This is a genomic window from Cytobacillus sp. IB215665 (assembly GCF_033963835.1).
Classification (GTDB): domain Bacteria; phylum Bacillota; class Bacilli; order Bacillales; family SM2101; genus Nanhaiella.
Genome location: NZ_JAXBME010000016.1, coordinates 48,034 through 66,389, shown reverse-complemented (window position 1 = coordinate 66,389; position 18,356 = coordinate 48,034). Strand labels below are relative to the sequence as shown.

Sequence of the window (18,356 nt, the reverse complement as noted above, 5' to 3'; positions counted from 1 at the left end):
TAGCCCATTCAAGGACAGTGAACAAGCTTAAGAAACGCTTATAAAAGACTGAAAATTAAGAAAAATTAGATGTGCTTTACTTTTATTACTTCAATAAATTCAATCCCCCAATATATTTATTAACCCATCTACCCACTATTAAAACTATTGCTTCCAATTTCTATCAAACCTATATTATGCAATTGAATATAGTATTAACTCTTTATTAACTGCTATCTACATCGTCATATGCTTAGGTTTTGTAAAATTGTAAAGGAAGTTAAGTAGAATTTTATTGTTTTATAACTAAAAGGAGGTTGAGGTGAGAAATGCTACTTGAAACCGTGTTAATTTCGGCGATAGTAGGGGGGGTTACGGGAATCATTGCCCATCTCATTCGCAATAAAAGAGTTCTCATCTTCCCCAAAAAAAGGACAGAGCCAAAAGGTTATGATGTTGGATTTATTGCGGACTTTTTAATAGGTGCAGTGGCTGCAGTTTTAGCCACAACATATTTATTTTCACCGTGTAATGTTACAGATTTAGTCGGTATCTCAATATTATCAGGAATGGCAGCTGAAAATATATTATTACATCGAGAAATTAAAACTGAGCGAACAAAAGTAGATGGACTTGAACGTGTTAAAAAAAGGTTAATGTAGTCGCATGAATGATCTAACGATTAAAGGTTTTTATGATATAATAGCAGTACTGATAAATTAACGGAGGTCTTTTCATGCGAGGATTAGCAAAGCATCTAACTGAAGCAGAGAAAGAGCATGTTGATCGGCTAACAGAAAAAATGAAGAATGCCTTAACCGAAGAAGAAGTACAGTATTTTGAAAACAAGATCCATGATCTATTAGATGAAGTTGAAAAACGTGTAACTAACCAAGATATGCAAAAGGCAATAGAAGAACAAGCAGCTACCATTGCGTAATATATTTGTCCTTGGCATACATGGACTATATCATACATTTAGTGCCAAGTATTCGTGTTGTGACACTCAAAAATTATGCCTTTAAAATGGTGTGATTAGTGTTTTTTTCAATGCTATTTAAGAAGTATATAGAATAGGTCATTACTGTATCAGTTTTAAAATAATACAAAGAGAAATTACAATGTAATATTGTGATTGAGTTGCAGGTGATGTTACTTGACAGAGCAGCATTATACGATCGGCCTAGCGGGTCATATAGATCACGGAAAAACAGCTTTAACAAAAGCGTTGACAAATGTAGATACTGACAGATTGAAAGAGGAGAAGGAGCGCAAGATTACTATAGAGTTAGGGTTTGCACCTTTGCACCTTCATGAAAACATGATAGCCTCAATCATTGATTGTCCTGGTCACGAACGGTTTATTAGACAGATGATCTCAGGAGTGGCTGGCATAGATGTTGTTGTTATAGTAATTGCAGCCGATGAAGGTGTCATGCCACAAACGAAGGAACACCTAGAAATATTATCTTTTTTAGGAATTAAACATGGAGTTATTGCAATTTCTAAAATAGATACAGTAGATGATGAAATGCTTGAACTCGTTAAAGAAGATATTCAGTCAGAGTTACAAGGGACAGTTTTTGAATATGCTCCAGCCCTGTTAGTTGATAGTTTGTCAAATAAGGGAATTGATGAGCTAAAAGAGCTATTATTAAAACTATTACGGGCTATCTCTCCACGAAATACAAGAAATGCATTTCGCTTGCCAGTCGACCAAGTTTTTACGTTAAAAGGTCAAGGAACAGTCGTAAGAGGAACAGTTTTTGATGGGTCTGTGCGAGAAGATGAGCAAGTAACGATATTACCTTCAAACCAAAGAGCAAATATAAGGCAAATGCAAATGCATAGCAAACCAGTAGATGAAGCTTGGGCTGGACAAAGAATAGCCATAAATGTATCGTCCTTACGTGGTGAAGTGAAACGTGGAGATGTTTTAGTTTCTTCTTCAGAATCTTATTTAGTGACAAATACGATTGATATTGCACTTTCACTAAGTAAGCATGTTAAGCACACACTAAAACAAAGGTCTCTAGTAAAATGCCACATTGGAACAGCTGAAATAATGGCGAAAATTATTTTCTTTGATCGTAATGAAGTAAATAGTGATGAAGATCATGCAGAAATTCTCTGTCAACTCCGTTTAGCAGAGTCAACGGTTGTGACAAGAGGAGATCGTTTTATAATTCGTAGGCCTACTCCAGTAGAAACAATTGGTGGGGGATGGGTAATTGACCCTAATGGTCAGAAATACCGTTTTGGCAAAGATTCGGTATCTATGTTGCATAGCAAAATGAAAGGGACTCCGAAAGAACGTTTAATAGATTTGATCGAACAAGCTGGTATCATTTCCATATCTGACATTAATAAGCGTAGTTCGATTGACGAACGCCTGGTAGGTGAATTGGTCTTACATCCAGAGTTTGTTGTTATTAACGATAACCAAGTTACACTAAATGCTATTATCCTTAATATAATCGAAGAGTTGAAATCGTATTTACATACTTACCATGTTCGTTATCCACTAAGAACAGGAATCAACAAAGCGGAATTACTTCAACACTTTTCAACCAAATATCCAACACAAGTGCTTGATTTTGTACTTAATCAAACGTCGGATCAAGATATATTTATTAAGAAAGAGCAATATATCTCAATGCATTGCTTTACTCCTAGTTATCCTAAACAATGGGCAAAACGAATGGAGAATATGATTCAAATGATCCGAAAGGACGGAATCACAGTTCTGTCTTGGGCAGAATATGTAAAACAATCAGGAATACCTAATACAGAAGCTGACGAACTACGAAATTATTTGATATCTACTGGAAAACTTGTAGGTATGAATGATAAACACTATATTCATTTTGCAGCTTTACAAGAAGCTAATGCTAAGCTACGTTCACATTTTCCGAAACAGTTTGAGCTCAAAGACGCTAAAGATGTTCTCCAACTATCTAGGAAGTATTTAGTACCATTACTTGAACTATTTGATAAGCTAAAATATACAACAAGAGAAGACTCTAAACGAGTATGGGTTCAAATAAGAAGCAGCGGTTCAGAATAGATTCCCGCTGCTTCTACTGTTTGGACCTTTTGCTTTTATCATTTCATGGCTTGTGAACAGCTTAGTTTGTAATTGTTTAACCATTATTTCTCGTATATAAATCCTATTAAAGTAAAAACTTATTCCACGTATATAAACTGATCTTCTTTTTCTATTACACGCCCGATAATCGCTGCGTCTTCAATACCGTTATTATGTAGCTCTTCTACATACGATTTTGCATCGTTTATAGGCATACTTATAAAGAGCCCACCCGAAGTAATGGCATCACATAATAGTAACTGTTCAGTTTCAGTGATGTTCGTACCATATGTCACAAATTGTTTCAGCCATTTATGGTTGGCTTTTGAGCCTCCTGGTATTACTCCATTTTCTGCTAGCTTATGTGCACCGTCTAATAGAGGTGTTTTCGAATAATCAATTAACATGCTTACATTGCTTCCTCGCGCCATTTCACTTGCATGTCCAAGTAATCCGAATCCCGTTATATCAGTAACAGCACTTGGTGTATATTTTTGTAGCAAATCAGCTGCCAGCTTGTTCAATTGTGCCATGGTTGCTGAAACTAGTTTTGACTGGTCGAGTGTTGTTTTATCGCGTTTAATGCCAGTTGTTAAAACTCCTACACCGAGTGGTTTCGTAATCACCAATACATCTCCAGGTGTAGCACCAATATTTTTCCATATTTTGTTCGGGTGAACAAAGCCAGTAACAGATAACCCAAATTTAGGCTCTTGATCATCAATGGAATGCCCACCAATAATTAGTGCATCTGCTTCTGCTACCTTATCAGCAGCTCCCTTTAAGATTTGTGCTAGAATTTCTGCACCTAGCTTTTTGATTGGGAAACCGACAATGTTTAATGCTGTTTTTGGCGTAGCTCCCATCGCATACAGGTCACTCAATGCATTCGCAGCTGCAATTTGACCAAACATATATGGATCGTCAACGATTGGAGTAAAGTAATCTAAAGTTTGTACTAATGCTAATTCATCAGTTACTTTGTAGGCTCCTGCATCATCGGATGTTTCATGTCCGACCAGAAGGTTTGGATTATTCTTTTGTTCAGGTAAATAGCGCAAAACTTGCGCTAGGTCTTGTGGACCAATTTTACAGCCTCAACCAGCTTTTGTTGATAACGCAGTTAAACGGATTTTTTCATGTTCACTCATCATCTTCACCTCCGTTAATAAAAGTATAGACTGACAATAAAAAAAAACCAATAGTTTAAGTAACTTTACGATATAATAATGGATGTACTACAATAAAAGTGGTTGCAAAATATTTGCTATCACATGTTACTTAGGCATATGTTGAAATAATTAATTTAGTACTGGAGGAATAGTTGTGAAAAATTATAAAGTATCCGTAGAATTTTGTATGCAGTGAAACTATGCACCTAGAGCTGCGAGTTTCGCAGAGAAGTTGTTTTCTCATTTTTATTCTAAAATATCAAGTCTTGAGCTTATTCCAAGTTCAGGTGGTGCTTTCGAAGTTTCAGTTAATGGTGAGAAGATTTATTCAAAGCTTGAAACTGGTGAACATCCGGATCCCAATGAAATTATAAATATGATTGAGCAAAAAGAATAAATGGAATAAGATGTGAACATGTTCAAAATAACATAAACATTGGTGTATGATGTGGAGACTTTATTCCTCCTGACCGAGGTTGCAAAATATCCCATTTATCTCGGTAGCGGTACACTTATAAAGCAATCAGAACAATTTAAAAAGCATCTGTTCACAGCGTGTGACTGATGCTTATTATTGTGGTCAAATTTCCTACCATATAGCGTAGAAGATGAATAGGATATTACTGTATGTTAATATGTTTTGTTTGAATATTTGTTTTAGCTTCTTTACTAATATAAATTTCTAAAATGTCATTATGAAACAGTGCTTTCATTTCTTTCGATTCAATAGAAAATGGAAGAGTCACGTTTCTTTCAACTACCTCTTGCTCATCTTTGTTAACGATAATTGAAACCTCATTATTGTGTCTTGTTATATTAATGTGCTGTTTTTTCACATTAGATAATTCTGCTTCGACTATATATTCATGTTCAGTCTCAAATAAATCAACTCTAAATTGCTGCTCGTCAAGCATCTGATAGAAAGAGTCATGAAAAAATTGCTCCATCCAATCTTCAATACATTGGATTTGCATCGCTTTAGGATATTTGTTATTAACCATTTGAATTATCCTCCAGAAATATACTATTGGATATGATATGATGATTGAACGAAAAAGGTGTCAACAATTAAAATGGTTAATAATAATTGATAAAAAATGGACAGGGGAAGATTTCATGAGAATTGATTTATTAAGACAAATACCACCAATACATATATTGCAAAAAAACAATCAATTTTTTACTATGTTATTAGAGTTTAATATAGACGAGCCAACGTTGACTCAAGTTATTCAAACCGAAGTGAATCAATTGAGAGAACAGCTTTTATCTAATGAATATATCATTCAATTTCATGGGCAGGTCTCCATGATTGATCATATATTTACTAATGTTAAAGCTAAACTACAGTCAATGTCTGAATATCATTTACAAAAGGTAGTTAATGCTACGGGAGTAATCCTACATACAAACTTAGGGAGAGCCCGCTTAAGTGATTCAGCTGTAAAGAGAGTAGCAGAAATTGCATCAAACTATTCCAATTTAGAATTTGACCTTGATTCGGGCACTAGGGGCTCTCGACATGACATCATTGAGCACATCATTAGCAAAGTGACAGGTGCTGAGGCTGCGATGGTTGTCAATAATAATGCCGCTGCTGTATTTTTAGTATTAAGAGCATTAGCAAAGGATCGAGAGGTCATTGTGTCTAGAGGGCAGCTTGTAGAGATCGGGGGTTCATTTCGAATCTCAGCTATTATGGAGGAGAGTGGAGTATCCCTTAAAGAAGTTGGGACGACTAACAAAACTCATCTACACGATTATGAAGAAGTAATAAATGAGCAAACTGCGATGATCATGAAGGTGCATACGAGTAACTTTAAAACGATTGGATTTACTAAAACAGTACCTACACAAAACCTTGTACAGCTTAAAGAAAAGTATGAAGACATTATATATTATGAAGATCTAGGTAGTGGGAGTTTATTTGATTTTCAGAAAAATGGCATTGGGGATGAGCCTGTTGTAAGAGACATCCTTGAACAAGGAGTTGACGTAGTATCTTTTAGTGGAGATAAATTATTAGGGGGGCCTCAGGCAGGAATAATTGTTGGGAAAAAGCCTCTTATTGATCTGTTAAAAAAACATCAGCTTGCGCGAGTCTTAAGAGTTGATAAAATGACTTTTGCAGCACTTGAAGATACACTTTTGTCATACTTGAAAGGTAATATACTTGAGATCCCAACATTGCGAGATATATTAGAAACGACTGAAGCGATTAAACAGCGTTCTGAGCATTTTATAGAGTTGGTTAACACCAAAACAAATGATTATAAGTTCGATTTATTAAAAGGTGAATCCGAAATTGGCGGAGGAACAATGCCAGGAGTAACTCTCCCTACATATGTTGTAACAGTAGAGCACCATAGCAAATCGTCTCAACAGCTATCACAACAGTTAAGAAGGAGCACACCTAGCATTGTTACTAGAATTAATAAAGGCAAGGTCGTACTAGATTTTAGAACTGTGACTTTAGAAGAGGCAAATGTAATAGTTGATATATTACATAGGATTTCATAATTTTTTACATATCATGTCCTTTATTATGCTTCTGTCTCGTATGGTTATGATTTTTCACTTTTTTCGATCCGTCTAATGGTTCAGGCTGACCAGGGTTTTCACCATCAGGAGCATTTTTTCGAATTCCTTTAGTATTATTTTCATCCATGGATAAATCTCCTCCTTCTTGTTTAGGATGACAGTATAGTTTTTTTTTATTCAATGAATAGATATTAGAGGCTTTGTCTATACTAGCTAAGAAAGTTCCATCTATTTGAAGGAGTTGACATTAAGTGCCTTATCATAAAAATAAACAGCAAGCTTTTCAAGCTGCACAACAAGGTACAGAGGAAGCTAGGGACGTATACAATAATATCGTACAGAATCGTGCGGATTATGGTTCTGAATTAAAACATTTATCTAATGAAATAAATGAAGCTTACGAACAAATAAATAATGCACTTGAAGTTGCCTCTGAAAACCAAAAGCCGAAACTTGAGCAATTTCAGCAAGATTTACACACGATTGTAAATGAAATCAATAATACACCTTAAACCTGCATTGGCAGGTTTTTTTGTCTTCATCATGTTAATTTCGTTTTTCTTGAAATTTTTTAGATTCAATTGATGTGCGTTGAACTTACGTATTAATGAAATAACCATTTCACAAGAGAAGAGGTGTATATTCTTGCGAAATGGCACTTGTCCTTGAAATTTTGTTCAGAATATTTTTTTTTGATGTAATGTTAAATAAAACAAGGTTCGTGCATTAATCATGAATAAATTTTCGAATTGGTCTGATCTCTTTTATTGATTTTTCTTTCTCTTCTTATTGTTCGCTCTTTGCTCAGCAGTCAATGGCTCATTTTGCATTTCTTCATTATAACCCGCACCCATTCCTTGTGATTTTGCATCATTCATACCAGGGATGACATGGTTTGCTTTACGTTTGCCCATTTCTTCACCTCCATCATCTTTATAATTACAATTTTTGCTGATAAATTGCACACACTACTATTTTTTATTTGCAAGGGAAAAAATATGTATAATAAGGGAAACTTATCATTTTCAATAACATTATTGATATTTACTTATAATCTTCCTTGTATTAAGATGGATGAGAAGTAATTTAGAATTGGGAGAAAAAATGATATTTTTCGATAATACTCTCAACTAATTATTGAACATATTAATAATATGTTCAAATTAATGTGCGCTCAGAAGGGTTTTTGAGACTACATTCTTAAAATTTCGACACAGGGGGAAGGACAAATGACAAAGCAAGACGTTTTTCAAGCGCGTTCTTCATTTGAGGTTAATGGAAAAAAGTATAATTATTTTCAATTAAGTTCTTTACAAAAATTAGGTAACATTACTCGCCTACCATATTCTATTAAAGTTTTGTTGGAATCAGTTTTACGTCAAGTTGACGGTCGAGTAATTACAAAAGAGCATGTGGAAAATTTAGCTAAATGGGGCACTAAGGATATAAAAGCCATAGATGTACCTTTTAAGCCATCACGTGTTATTTTACAGGATTTCACAGGAGTACCAGCTGTCGTTGATTTAGCGTCACTGCGTAAAGCTATGGCAGATATGGGTGGAGATCCAGATAAAATTAACCCTGAAATTCCTGTAGATTTAGTAATTGATCACTCTGTACAGGTTGATAAAGCAGGTAGTGCAGATGCGTTAAACTTTAACATGGACTTAGAATTTGAGCGAAATGCAGAGCGTTATAAATTTTTAAGCTGGGCTCAAAAATCTTTTGATAATTATCGTGCTGTACCACCAGCTACTGGTATCGTTCACCAAGTAAATTTAGAGTACTTAGCAAATGTTGTTCAAGCGGTTGAAGAGGAGAATGGCGAATTTGTTGCTTATCCTGATTCGCTTGTAGGTACGGATTCACATACGACAATGATCAATGGTATAGGAGTTCTAGGCTGGGGTGTTGGTGGTATAGAAGCAGAGGCAGGTATGCTAGGACAACCATCTTATTTTCCAGTTCCTGAAGTCATCGGTGTGAAGCTAACAGGAGCTTTACCGAATGGCACTACAGCGACTGATTTAGCATTAAAAGTAACTCAAGTACTTCGTGCTAAAGGTGTTGTAGGAAAATTTGTTGAGTTTTATGGACCAGGTGTTGCTGAATTACCACTTGCAGATCGTGCGACAATTTCTAATATGGCTCCAGAATACGGGGCAACTTGTGGTTTCTTCCCAGTTGATGAGGAAGCGCTTGAATATATGCGTTTAACAGGACGTTCAGAAGAACAAGTGAAAGTTGTTGAAGCTTACTGTAAAGCTAATGGTATGTTCTTTACAGCTGATGCAGAAGATCCTATCTTTACTGATGTGATTGAGATCAACTTATCAGCAATAGAAGCCAACCTTTCAGGACCAAAACGTCCACAAGATTTAATACCACTTACTAATATGAAGGAAGCATTTAATACAGCTTTAACAGCAGAAGCTGGCAACCAAGGATTTGGGTTAGATAAAGCTGAATTAGATAAAAAAGTAGCTGTCAAATTAGCAAACGGTAATGAGACAATGATGGAGACTGGTGCGATTGCGATTGCTGCTATCACATCTTGTACGAATACTTCAAATCCGTATGTTCTAGTTGGAGCTGGATTAGTAGCGAAAAAAGCAGTTGAAAAGGGCTTGGAAGTTCCTGAATATGTAAAAACATCATTAGCTCCTGGCTCTAAAGTTGTTACTGGATACCTAAAAGATGCTGGTTTACTCCCATACTTAGAGCAACTTGGTTTTAACGTAGTTGGTTATGGTTGTACAACATGTATCGGTAACTCAGGTCCATTGGCAGAGGAAATTGAAGAAGCAGTTGCGAAAAATGATTTATTAGTTACTTCAGTACTTTCTGGTAATCGAAATTTTGAAGGTCGTATTCATCCTTTAGTCAAAGGAAATTACTTAGCATCACCTCCATTAGTTGTTGCTTACGCTCTTGCAGGTACTGTTGATATTGAATTGCAAAAAGATGTAATTGGAAAAGATAAAGACGGTAACGACGTTTACATGAACGATATTTGGCCAACTATGGAGGAAGTAAAAGAAGTTGTTAATCAAACAGTTACACCAGAATTGTTTAGAAAAGAATACGAACAAGTATTTGATGACAATGAGCGTTGGAATGAAATAGAGACTTCTGAAGAAGCATTGTATAGTTGGGATGAAGAATCTACTTATATTCAAAATCCACCGTTCTTTGAAGGGTTATCAAAAGAGCCAGGGACTGTACAAAACTTAAAAGGCTTAAGAGTAGTTGCTAAATTTGGAGACTCTGTCACTACAGACCATATTTCACCTGCTGGTTCAATTGGTAAAGATACTCCTGCTGGTAAATATCTACAAGAACAAGGTGTAACGCCACGAGACTTTAACTCTTATGGTTCTCGACGTGGAAATGACCGAGTGATGACAAGGGGTACATTTGCTAATATTAGAATACGTAACCAAATTGCTCCAGGTACAGAAGGCGGTTGGACTACTCATTGGCCAACTGGCGAGATCATGTCAATATATGAAGCATGTATGAAGTATAAGGAAGAAGATACGGGACTTGTTGTATTAGCTGGCAATGACTATGGAATGGGAAGTTCACGTGACTGGGCTGCTAAAGGAACGAACCTTCTAGGAATCAAAACTGTTATTGCTGAAAGCTTTGAACGTATTCATCGTAGTAATCTTGTTCTTATGGGTGTTCTACCTCTACAGTTTAAACAAGGTGAAAGTGCTGAAAGCTTAGGGTTAACTGGGAAAGAAACAATCGAAGTTGCTATCGATGAAACTGTAAGACCACGAGACCATGTAAAAGTGACAGCTACTGATGAAGCGGGTAATCAAAAAGAATTCGAAGTACTTGTGAGATTTGATAGTGAAGTTGAAATTGACTACTATCGCCACGGTGGTATTTTACAAATGGTTCTTCGTGACAAGTTACACGGATAATTTTAGAATATACCATTAAGTTAAAAAGGGTCTGACTAATTCTATATAATGTGAAAGGGAGTATTCCAACATTTTTGCATAATATAGTATAAAGGTCTGGCCCTTTTTCTTTATATAGCTGTTTATGATACAGTACTTAAACCCTTAACAAAAAGGATGTTCTTAACAGCTTTTTAGCTTAAAAGCAAGGACATCAAAAATGACCTTATTGTTGTAATATCAATTATAATTAATATATTGACAACCCTGTTAAATGTATCTAACAATAGGTAAAAATCGTACATAAATTAATTAGGTTGAATAGTAGAAGAAAAAGGGACAACTACCTGTTTGTTTATCAAAACCCTTGGTCAGATAATATAGTCTAACTGATCAATTTATTACCTTCAATATTTTTATTGTTATGATGAAATCAACTTCTTTTTTGTTTAGAACAGTTTAGTATATAATCTAACGGTGTAGGGTAGTTTGTAGTATAGAAAGAGAAAGGAGATTCAAATATGCGTAGTGAAGAAATTCAACTAGCTTCAAGGCCACAAGGTGTTCCAAACAATGATAACTTTAATTTTGTAGAAATTAATTTACCCGCTCTCAATTCTGGGGAAGTCCTTTTAAAAACTTTATACTTATCTGTAGATCCATATATGAGAGGAAGAATGAGGGAAGGGAAGTCTTATGCTGCCCCATATGAACTGCATCAACCAATCGTCGGTGGTGTCATAAGTGAAGTAATGGAATCAAAGTCAGAGAAATTGATAAAAGGGGATATCGTTGTAGGTTTTCAGAAATGGGCTAGAAATCAAGTTGTTCATGAATCAGAGCTCCAGAAAATTGATCCATCCCTTGCACCAATTTCGACTGCGTTAGGAATTCTCGGTATGACTGGCTTAACCGCATATTTTGGTTTACTGGACATTGGTGAACCGAAAGAAGGAGAGACTGTTGTTGTATCGGGGGCTGCAGGGGCTGTTGGTATGATCGTTGGGCAGATTGCGAAGATCAAAGGCGCTCGTACAGTTGGGATAGCAGGTTCTCAAGATAAAATCGACTACCTAGTAAATGAACTTAAATTTGATGAAGCTATAAACTATAAGAGTGAACATTTCAAAGATGAATTAGCAAACGCATGTGCAAATGGGGTAGATGTCTACTTTGAAAATGTTGGAGGAAATGTGTCTGATGAAGTATTTAAACATTTAAATGTACATTCACGCATCCCAGTGTGTGGAGCGATTTCTGCATATAATTTGCAAGAAGACATTGGACCTCGCATTCAAACTACTTTAATTAAAAACCGCACCTTAATGAAAGGGTTTCTAGTAGGTGATTATGCACATCGTGCTAGTGAAGGGGTCCTACAATTAGCACAATGGTTAAAAGAAGGAAAATTAAAATATGAAGAAACGATTATCGAAGGGTTTGAAAATACACCTGAAGCATTTATTGGCTTATTTAAAGGTACAAACTTAGGCAAATTATTAGTGAAAGTTGCTGAACCGTCAGATCATTAACATAAGAAGTGCTTACAATAAAAGCGTTGACTTTTGACGCTTTTTTGTAAGGTTATTTTTACTATAAAGGCTCCTTTTCGCATTTATTGTTTTTTGATAAAAAGATCTAAGCACGTTATAACAAAAATTCAGGGCAGCTTTTCTTCTCTATAGACTATAACTATAATATACATCAAGTGACTCACTGTAAGTAATAAATGTAACAAAGTATAAGAAAAGAGCCTTGTCATAAAATGTTTATAAAGAGCAATATTATTATTACATATAAACATTTATAATAAATCATATAACGTTACATGAATTTTCACCATGGTATTTAAGGAGCGTAGGAATGAAAAAAATAATAGCTGGGATCTTAATAATAGTCTTTATAGGAGTAAGTATTTGGCAAGTAGTATCTGCTGGAAAAAATGGTAGCATTGAAGAAGTTGGCAAACAGTTTGGAAATGATACTGAAATCGTTGATGTTGATGAAAAAACTAGTAACGCAGAGGCTGCTGTTGAAGGTATTGCAGTAGGAAATAAGGCTCCTGATTTTGAATTACCTACTTTAAATGGAGAATCAATAAAGCTCTCAGCCCTGCAAGGAAAAAAAGTAATAGTGAACTTTTGGGCAACTTGGTGTCCGCCATGTAAAGAAGAGATACCTGATTTTCAATTGTTTCATGAAGAGTACGGCTCTGATGTTGTGATCTTAGCGGTAAATGTTGATCCAGAATATGATGTTGAAAGTTTTGTGGATGAATATAATATGACTTTTCCTGTTCTGTTAGATGAAGATGATAATGCAAATAGGATCTTTCAAGTATTATCAATTCCGACAACGTATTTTATTGATAGTAATGGGATAATTAGAAATAAGTTTGTGGGTCAACTGTCTTATGAAAAGATGGAAGAGTTTGTTGATGATATGAATTAGAAACGATGTTTTGCTAATCCGACAAAGAAAATAAACGAGTGTAGGATTTATGCATGCTGTTAAAAATGTAAGGCTCTGTTCATAAACTTTGTTGTTATAATCAATGATAATTGACAGTATGGAGTTTTAAGAGAGCTCAATAGTAGAAAAGATGTCATTATTGCTAATCGTTTTAGTACTAATATGTTAGAATGAATAACAACAATCTTTGCAAAACAGCCAAATGTAAAAATTGAGGAAAAGAAACTTATCAAAGATAGTTTCTTTTTTTGTGTTTGTATAATAATGATTTTTCGAAAAGTTGTAATAATTTATACGTTTGTTGGGTAATACTAACGTTAAAATAAAATATAAAGGATGGTGAGAAAATTGCGAAAAATTAAAAAAGTAACTTTTGAGGAATTGGTACGAGAAAATAAAAAAGAATTATTAAAAGATCAAGAGGCATTAGAGAAAATTGAATTAAAGCTCGAACAAAAAATGATCAGAAAAATCCAATAGTTTCACAGATGAAAACTTTTGCTCCTTTCATACATGAATAAGGTTAACTTGACCATAATAAATGATGAAAAGGGGGGGTTATACATGGCTAAACAGTTTAATGATAAACGTAGTCATTATACACCAAATCATATCGGAACTCAGCCCAGAGGCTTTGGTGGTAATAAAGGAAAAAAAATGCAAGATCAATCTGGTGAAAAACCAGATGTCATACAAACAAAAGGTGAATGAAGTTAGTATATATTGTGGTTTAGAGCGCTTTGTAATTAGTTCATTATTGACTCTACACAGAAGATCATATTTGTATGTGTACTCGTAAAGCAAAAGCATAGGAATGAATAAGTTAGAGGCCTAAAATCGCTTCTAGCTTTTTTTCTAGTATTTATTCACAAACCATTACCATATCAAGGGTGTTTTGTTAAATCATTATTAATATAATGTTGAAAAAGTGCCACTTTGTTAAAGTGTAGGCGTCTTACATTGAAACAAAAATTGAAGCTTACATCTAAACGTTGCTGTTCGTAATAGAGTTATTTTCATCTTTTATTCTCTAGACACTAGAAAAGAACATATCATACACATCAGTTACTCATTTGTAATTGAAAAAACACCATTTAATTTACGTAAAGAGGCAAATTAATTGATTTTTTTAACGGACTTCTAATCATAATTTCAAGAGGTTTGAAACACACTAGTGATGTACAATATACAATTTTTATTGGAGGGTTAGTATTGACTAATAGACCAAAGCCTGATGATCGTAGTGATAATGTAGAAAAGTTACAAGATATGGTGCAAAATACGATTGAAAATATTGAGGAAGCACATGAAACGATGGAATTTGCTAGTGATGAGGAACGAGAGCAAATCGAGGCAAAAAATCAGCGTAGAGAAGAAAGCATTACATCGATGAGAGAAGAAATTAAAGATGAGGCTCAAGACCGTGAAAACGGTTATAAGTAATATTATCCAAAGAAGACTTTAATGCTATAATTAAGTGACCTCTAAGACATGATTTCGGGAGTAACCGAGCTCATGTCTTTTATTGTTTAATGAGTGTTGTTGTGAAAAAAGTGATTCTTTAATTGCTGTTTTAACATACCTATTCTAAAAATATATATAAACATTCATAAAGAGACTCAACTTTATTCATGCTTATTTCACATATATGGTGTAGTGTTTAAATATGCACGATATGTTACTTGTTCTTCGTTTCATGTAAAATTACAATGAGCTGTTTTATTATTGATTGTTCCAATTCGTTCTAAAATGTATGAACGCATTCGTGCATCATTTCTACATTTTTAAATTTTTTGTGTACTCATAAAACTCATTATATTGCTATTTAAAGTAAAATTGTAACAAAGTTTACGAAAAGAGCCTAACAATTAAAATTCTAAAAAAGCATTATAATGATCGTAGGGGGAGTTAAGGTTGTTAAAATCAAAGAAAAAAATAGAAGTTCGTTATGCTGAAACAGATCAAATGGGGGTTGTTAATCATGCAAATTATTTAACATGGATGGAAGTAGGCAGAACAAAGTATATTCAAGATTTGGGATTTTCTTATGCAGCAATGGAGGATGATGGAATTTTGTGTCCAGTTCTTGAAGCACATGTTTCATATAAAAAGCCAATACGGTATGGAGAAATTGCAGAAATTACAACTTGGGTTGAAGAATATGATGGGTTGAGAGTCGTGTATGGCTACGAAATTGCCAATTCCGAAAACGAGTTAGCTGTTTGTGGCACAACGAAGCATGTGTGTGTAAAAAAAGATTCTTTCCGCCCAATCAGTATAGCTAAATATTTTCCTGAATGGCATGAAGCATATGAAAAGGTAAAAAAACAACGATAATTTTATGACGCAATGGAATAGAGAAATAATAGTTAATTGGCAAAGCTTTTATAATAACATACAGACAAGGCGTCCCATAGCCACCACATTCACAAATGGGACAGCCTTTTCGTCTAAAGGAATATTTCAAGATTTTTTTACTTTCAGATTGTCTCTTCTATAGAGCTGTTTTCGTAATAATTGTTGCTTTTCGTTCTAAGAAATAAACACGGATACAACAATAGTTTTGTGGCATCTTCTTCTGTAAAATGATGTTAATCATCCAAAGGCGTCTTTTACTGTCGTAATTTTGTATAAATACAAAGTTTACGAATAGAGCGTTTTATTATGAAATATCATGCTAAGGTTGTTCATTTAGCCATTGATACATATGTTCCATTGTATCATTATACATTTCTTCATATAGATGGTCATTATTGGAACTCATTAATTCACTTAAAATATGTGTTTCGAAGTTACTTTGATATTGATTCGAAACATATGTAGGAGTAAATGTTGGATTATCTAAGTGTATTTCATTTACATTACCTGAAAAACTTTTCGTTACAGTTATTTCAAATAATCCTCCTATATCTTTATAGTCATTATATTGTCCTGACAGAAAGTTACCTAGTGAATAAACGACTATACTCTTCGAGCTATCATCTCTTTCGATCCACTCAATTGGCTGTAGTACATGTGGATGATGACCTAAAATAATGTCTACCCCCTCATTTGCTATTAAATGAGCAAGTTCTTGCTGTTGAATGGTTGGGAACCGTTCATATTCATTTCCCCAATGCATACTTACAACGATAACATCTACTGCCGCCCTCAATTTGTTAATATCCTCTTTCATCTTTGTCACATTTGTTACATTAACTAAGTATTCCTTTCCTGTAGGTATAGGTAAGCCATTTGTTCCATATGTATAGGCAAGAAAACCTACTGATATCTTATTTTTTTTAAGTATACGTGGTTGTTTTTTGTCTTGATTACTACTATATCCTCCAACATAAGCCATATTGATTTTATCGTAGTAAGCAGTAGCATTTAATATGGCACGTTCTCCACGATCTAGCGTATGGTTATTTGCGATAGAAACAATATCAACGCCAGCAGCCTTTATGGTATCAGCTATGTTATAAGGGCTATTAAATCGTGGGTAAGTTGAAATTCCTAACTCTTTACCACCAATCATGGATTCTTGGTTGGCAAATGTAATATCTGGTTTTGTTAGTAGGGGAAATACATTGGACATCATAGGTGTAAAATTATAACCATCCGCTGTTTTAGCATCATTATAAACTGTACTATGCAATAATATATCACCAACTGCTCCTATCGTTAAGCTGGTCGTGAAGTTTTTTGGGGACAAGTGATGAGTTTTATTATGATGAGCTTTTACAACTACCTGAACGCTTTGAGTATTAATAGATGTTAAAGAAAACCAACTAAAAACGGATATACAAACTGCTACAGTCGTTCCTAATGAAACGAACAAAATTTTCCGATTCATCATATGTTTACCTCTATTTCTTTATTTACATAAATTATAACAATTATTATAAAATTAGGTAATAGAAATACGGTATATATTTAGGAATATGTTTAATAAACAAATATAAATCATAAAGTATATTTTTAAGGGGGAATCTGGAATCCCCCCTCATTACATCCTTATAAATAAAACCAAAGATAAAATACTCCTAAAAGAATAAAGAAAAATGTTAGCACATCTTCTCCCTCCATTTTGTTCAAAGAAAAGGCTTAAATCAAAATCTGCTAAATATATAACAAACTAATTAAGATTCAGGATGTTAGGTAAATATAATTTTCATATCGCAGGTGATGGGTTAGTTTATGTAATTTGTAAACATAAAGTATGTTCTAATGTCCTAAATTGATAAAAAATAGTTTTATTAAAACGTCGTATTTCTACACAATGAAAAAAGGAACTTCAAATAGAAATTCCTTATAAATAGTAATATGCTGTTGTGAAACATTGATTGTTGCTTTACGTTCAAAAATATATGCACGTATACATTTATAATTCGGGGCACCTTTGCTATCATTATAATCATCTAATTTGTAAAAAAATAACAACAAAGCTTACGAAAAGAGTCATAAGAAAAAAATTATTATGTATGTTTGGACTTAAAACTTACCATAATTTTGCTTTCGGTTCTGTTTTATTAATTAGTCGTTGTATATTAGCTCTATGGCGATAAATAATAAATATTGATAAAACACTAACTACGATAATTAACGGCACATCTTTTGTATATAAGCTATAAAAGACTGTAAGAATACCTGCAAGCATAGAAGAGAGTGAAACATATCTTGTCATAATTAAAAGAAGAAAGAATACGATTACAGCGAACAAGAAAGTTAACGGCTGATAACCTAGCAGAACACCACCCGATGTCGCTACTGCTTTACCACCTTTAAACTTTGCAAATATTGGAAACATATGACCTACTGATGCAAATAATCCGATTATTAATGGGTGAATATCAACTTCAATGAGCAAAGGCAGTAGTGCAGCTAACGTTCCTTTTAAAATATCACCCAGAGTTACAATTATCCCTGCTTTTTTCCCCAATACACGAAAGGTGTTAGTACCACCTAAATTTCCACTCCCATGATCACGTATGTCTATATTATACCCTATTTTTCCAACTATAAGCCCAAATGGGATGGAACCTAATAGATATGCAATTAATATAATCATTACTTCTGACATTTATGAATCTCCTTTGATAACCACGTTTCTATTTATTTCATTTTACCACTTCTAACTAAAAACACCATACAATTTCATGAACATAAAAAAATTTATACGAAAGGAAGAATTTATTCTTTTCAATTTGT

19 protein-coding genes are annotated in these 18,356 nt (G+C 34.1%); 13 read left to right on the top strand and 6 right to left on the bottom strand.

The window, feature by feature from the left end; genetic code table 11:
• Positions 1-308: 308 nt before the first annotated feature.
• From SLH52_RS17425 to selB, 3 genes are all read left to right on the top strand, one after another.
• Entirely contained in the window at positions 309-641 is a 333-nt protein-coding gene (locus tag SLH52_RS17425) for a DUF4257 domain-containing protein (RefSeq protein ID WP_320210548.1), read from the top strand.
• Between the two features lie 74 nt (positions 642-715).
• Positions 716-919 carry a hypothetical protein gene (locus tag SLH52_RS17420; protein WP_320210547.1) on the top strand — a complete coding sequence of 68 codons (204 nt, stop codon included), beginning with the start codon at positions 716-718 and terminating at the stop codon, positions 917-919.
• A 216-nt stretch (positions 920-1,135) separates the two neighbouring features.
• Positions 1,136-3,046 (top strand): selenocysteine-specific translation elongation factor, encoded by a 1,911-nt coding sequence (gene selB / locus SLH52_RS17415; protein WP_320210546.1) that lies wholly within the window; start codon positions 1,136-1,138, stop codon positions 3,044-3,046.
• Between the two features lie 119 nt (positions 3,047-3,165).
• Here selB and selD read toward each other — a convergent pair whose 3' ends face one another.
• Positions 3,166-4,218, bottom strand: a complete 1,053-nt coding sequence (gene selD, locus SLH52_RS17410; RefSeq protein WP_413785557.1) for a selenide, water dikinase SelD — start codon at positions 4,216-4,218, stop codon at positions 3,166-3,168.
• 208 nt (positions 4,219-4,426) lie between these two features.
• Between selD and SLH52_RS17405 the strand changes: the two genes are divergently transcribed.
• Entirely contained in the window at positions 4,427-4,636 is a 210-nt protein-coding gene (locus SLH52_RS17405; RefSeq protein ID WP_413785560.1) for an Rdx family protein, read from the top strand.
• 223 nt (positions 4,637-4,859) lie between these two features.
• On the opposite strand, the gene SLH52_RS17400 is transcribed toward SLH52_RS17405, so the two are convergent.
• Complete coding sequence (locus SLH52_RS17400) at positions 4,860-5,240, bottom strand: Hsp20/alpha crystallin family protein (protein WP_320210545.1); 381 nt, start codon at positions 5,238-5,240, stop codon at positions 4,860-4,862.
• Between the two features lie 115 nt (positions 5,241-5,355).
• Here SLH52_RS17400 and selA point away from each other — a divergent pair, with 115 nt between their 5' ends.
• Positions 5,356-6,759 carry an L-seryl-tRNA(Sec) selenium transferase gene (gene selA / locus SLH52_RS17395; protein WP_320210544.1) on the top strand — a complete coding sequence of 468 codons (1,404 nt, stop codon included), beginning with the start codon at positions 5,356-5,358 and terminating at the stop codon, positions 6,757-6,759.
• Between the two features lie 4 nt (positions 6,760-6,763).
• Here selA and SLH52_RS17390 read toward each other — a convergent pair whose 3' ends face one another.
• Entirely contained in the window at positions 6,764-6,907 is a 144-nt protein-coding gene (locus SLH52_RS17390) for a small acid-soluble spore protein P (protein ID WP_214482391.1), read from the bottom strand.
• Between the two features lie 124 nt (positions 6,908-7,031).
• On the opposite strand from SLH52_RS17390, the gene SLH52_RS17385 reads away from it, so the two are divergent.
• Positions 7,032-7,292 carry a hypothetical protein gene (locus tag SLH52_RS17385; RefSeq protein ID WP_320210543.1) on the top strand — a complete coding sequence of 87 codons (261 nt, stop codon included), beginning with the start codon at positions 7,032-7,034 and terminating at the stop codon, positions 7,290-7,292.
• A 252-nt stretch (positions 7,293-7,544) separates the two neighbouring features.
• On the opposite strand, the gene sspO is transcribed toward SLH52_RS17385, so the two are convergent.
• Complete coding sequence (gene sspO, locus SLH52_RS17380) at positions 7,545-7,694, bottom strand: small acid-soluble spore protein O (protein WP_214482393.1); 150 nt, start codon at positions 7,692-7,694, stop codon at positions 7,545-7,547.
• 315 nt (positions 7,695-8,009) lie between these two features.
• Here sspO and acnA point away from each other — a divergent pair, with 315 nt between their 5' ends.
• The 7 genes from acnA (at position 8,010) to SLH52_RS17345 (ending at position 15,503) form a co-directional block, all read left to right on the top strand.
• Positions 8,010-10,715 (top strand): aconitate hydratase AcnA, encoded by a 2,706-nt coding sequence (gene acnA, locus SLH52_RS17375; protein ID WP_320210542.1) that lies wholly within the window; start codon positions 8,010-8,012, stop codon positions 10,713-10,715.
• A gap of 500 nt (positions 10,716-11,215) precedes the next feature.
• Positions 11,216-12,226, top strand: a complete 1,011-nt coding sequence (locus SLH52_RS17370; protein ID WP_320210541.1) for an NADP-dependent oxidoreductase — start codon at positions 11,216-11,218, stop codon at positions 12,224-12,226.
• A gap of 331 nt (positions 12,227-12,557) precedes the next feature.
• On the top strand, positions 12,558-13,145 hold the full coding sequence (locus tag SLH52_RS17365; RefSeq protein WP_320210540.1) for a TlpA disulfide reductase family protein: 588 nt from the start codon (positions 12,558-12,560) through the stop codon (positions 13,143-13,145).
• A gap of 360 nt (positions 13,146-13,505) precedes the next feature.
• Positions 13,506-13,646, top strand: a complete 141-nt coding sequence (locus tag SLH52_RS17360; RefSeq protein WP_413785556.1) for an FbpB family small basic protein — start codon at positions 13,506-13,508, stop codon at positions 13,644-13,646.
• Positions 13,647-13,730: 84 nt separating this feature from the next.
• Positions 13,731-13,877 (top strand): acid-soluble spore protein N, encoded by a 147-nt coding sequence (locus tag SLH52_RS17355; protein WP_320210538.1) that lies wholly within the window; start codon positions 13,731-13,733, stop codon positions 13,875-13,877.
• A 501-nt stretch (positions 13,878-14,378) separates the two neighbouring features.
• The gene (gene tlp / locus SLH52_RS17350; protein ID WP_320210537.1) at positions 14,379-14,609 is read left to right on the top strand and encodes a small acid-soluble spore protein Tlp; all 231 of its coding nucleotides are present in this window, start codon (positions 14,379-14,381) and stop codon (positions 14,607-14,609) included.
• Between the two features lie 471 nt (positions 14,610-15,080).
• A complete protein-coding gene (locus tag SLH52_RS17345; protein WP_320210536.1) occupies positions 15,081-15,503 on the top strand; it encodes a thioesterase family protein in 423 nt (140 codons plus the stop codon).
• 340 nt (positions 15,504-15,843) lie between these two features.
• On the opposite strand, the gene SLH52_RS17340 is transcribed toward SLH52_RS17345, so the two are convergent.
• Entirely contained in the window at positions 15,844-17,004 is a 1,161-nt protein-coding gene (locus tag SLH52_RS17340; RefSeq protein WP_320210535.1) for a CapA family protein, read from the bottom strand.
• Between the two features lie 642 nt (positions 17,005-17,646).
• Complete coding sequence (gene plsY / locus SLH52_RS17335) at positions 17,647-18,228, bottom strand: glycerol-3-phosphate 1-O-acyltransferase PlsY (RefSeq protein ID WP_320210534.1); 582 nt, start codon at positions 18,226-18,228, stop codon at positions 17,647-17,649.
• Between the last annotated feature and the right edge of the window lie 128 nt (positions 18,229-18,356).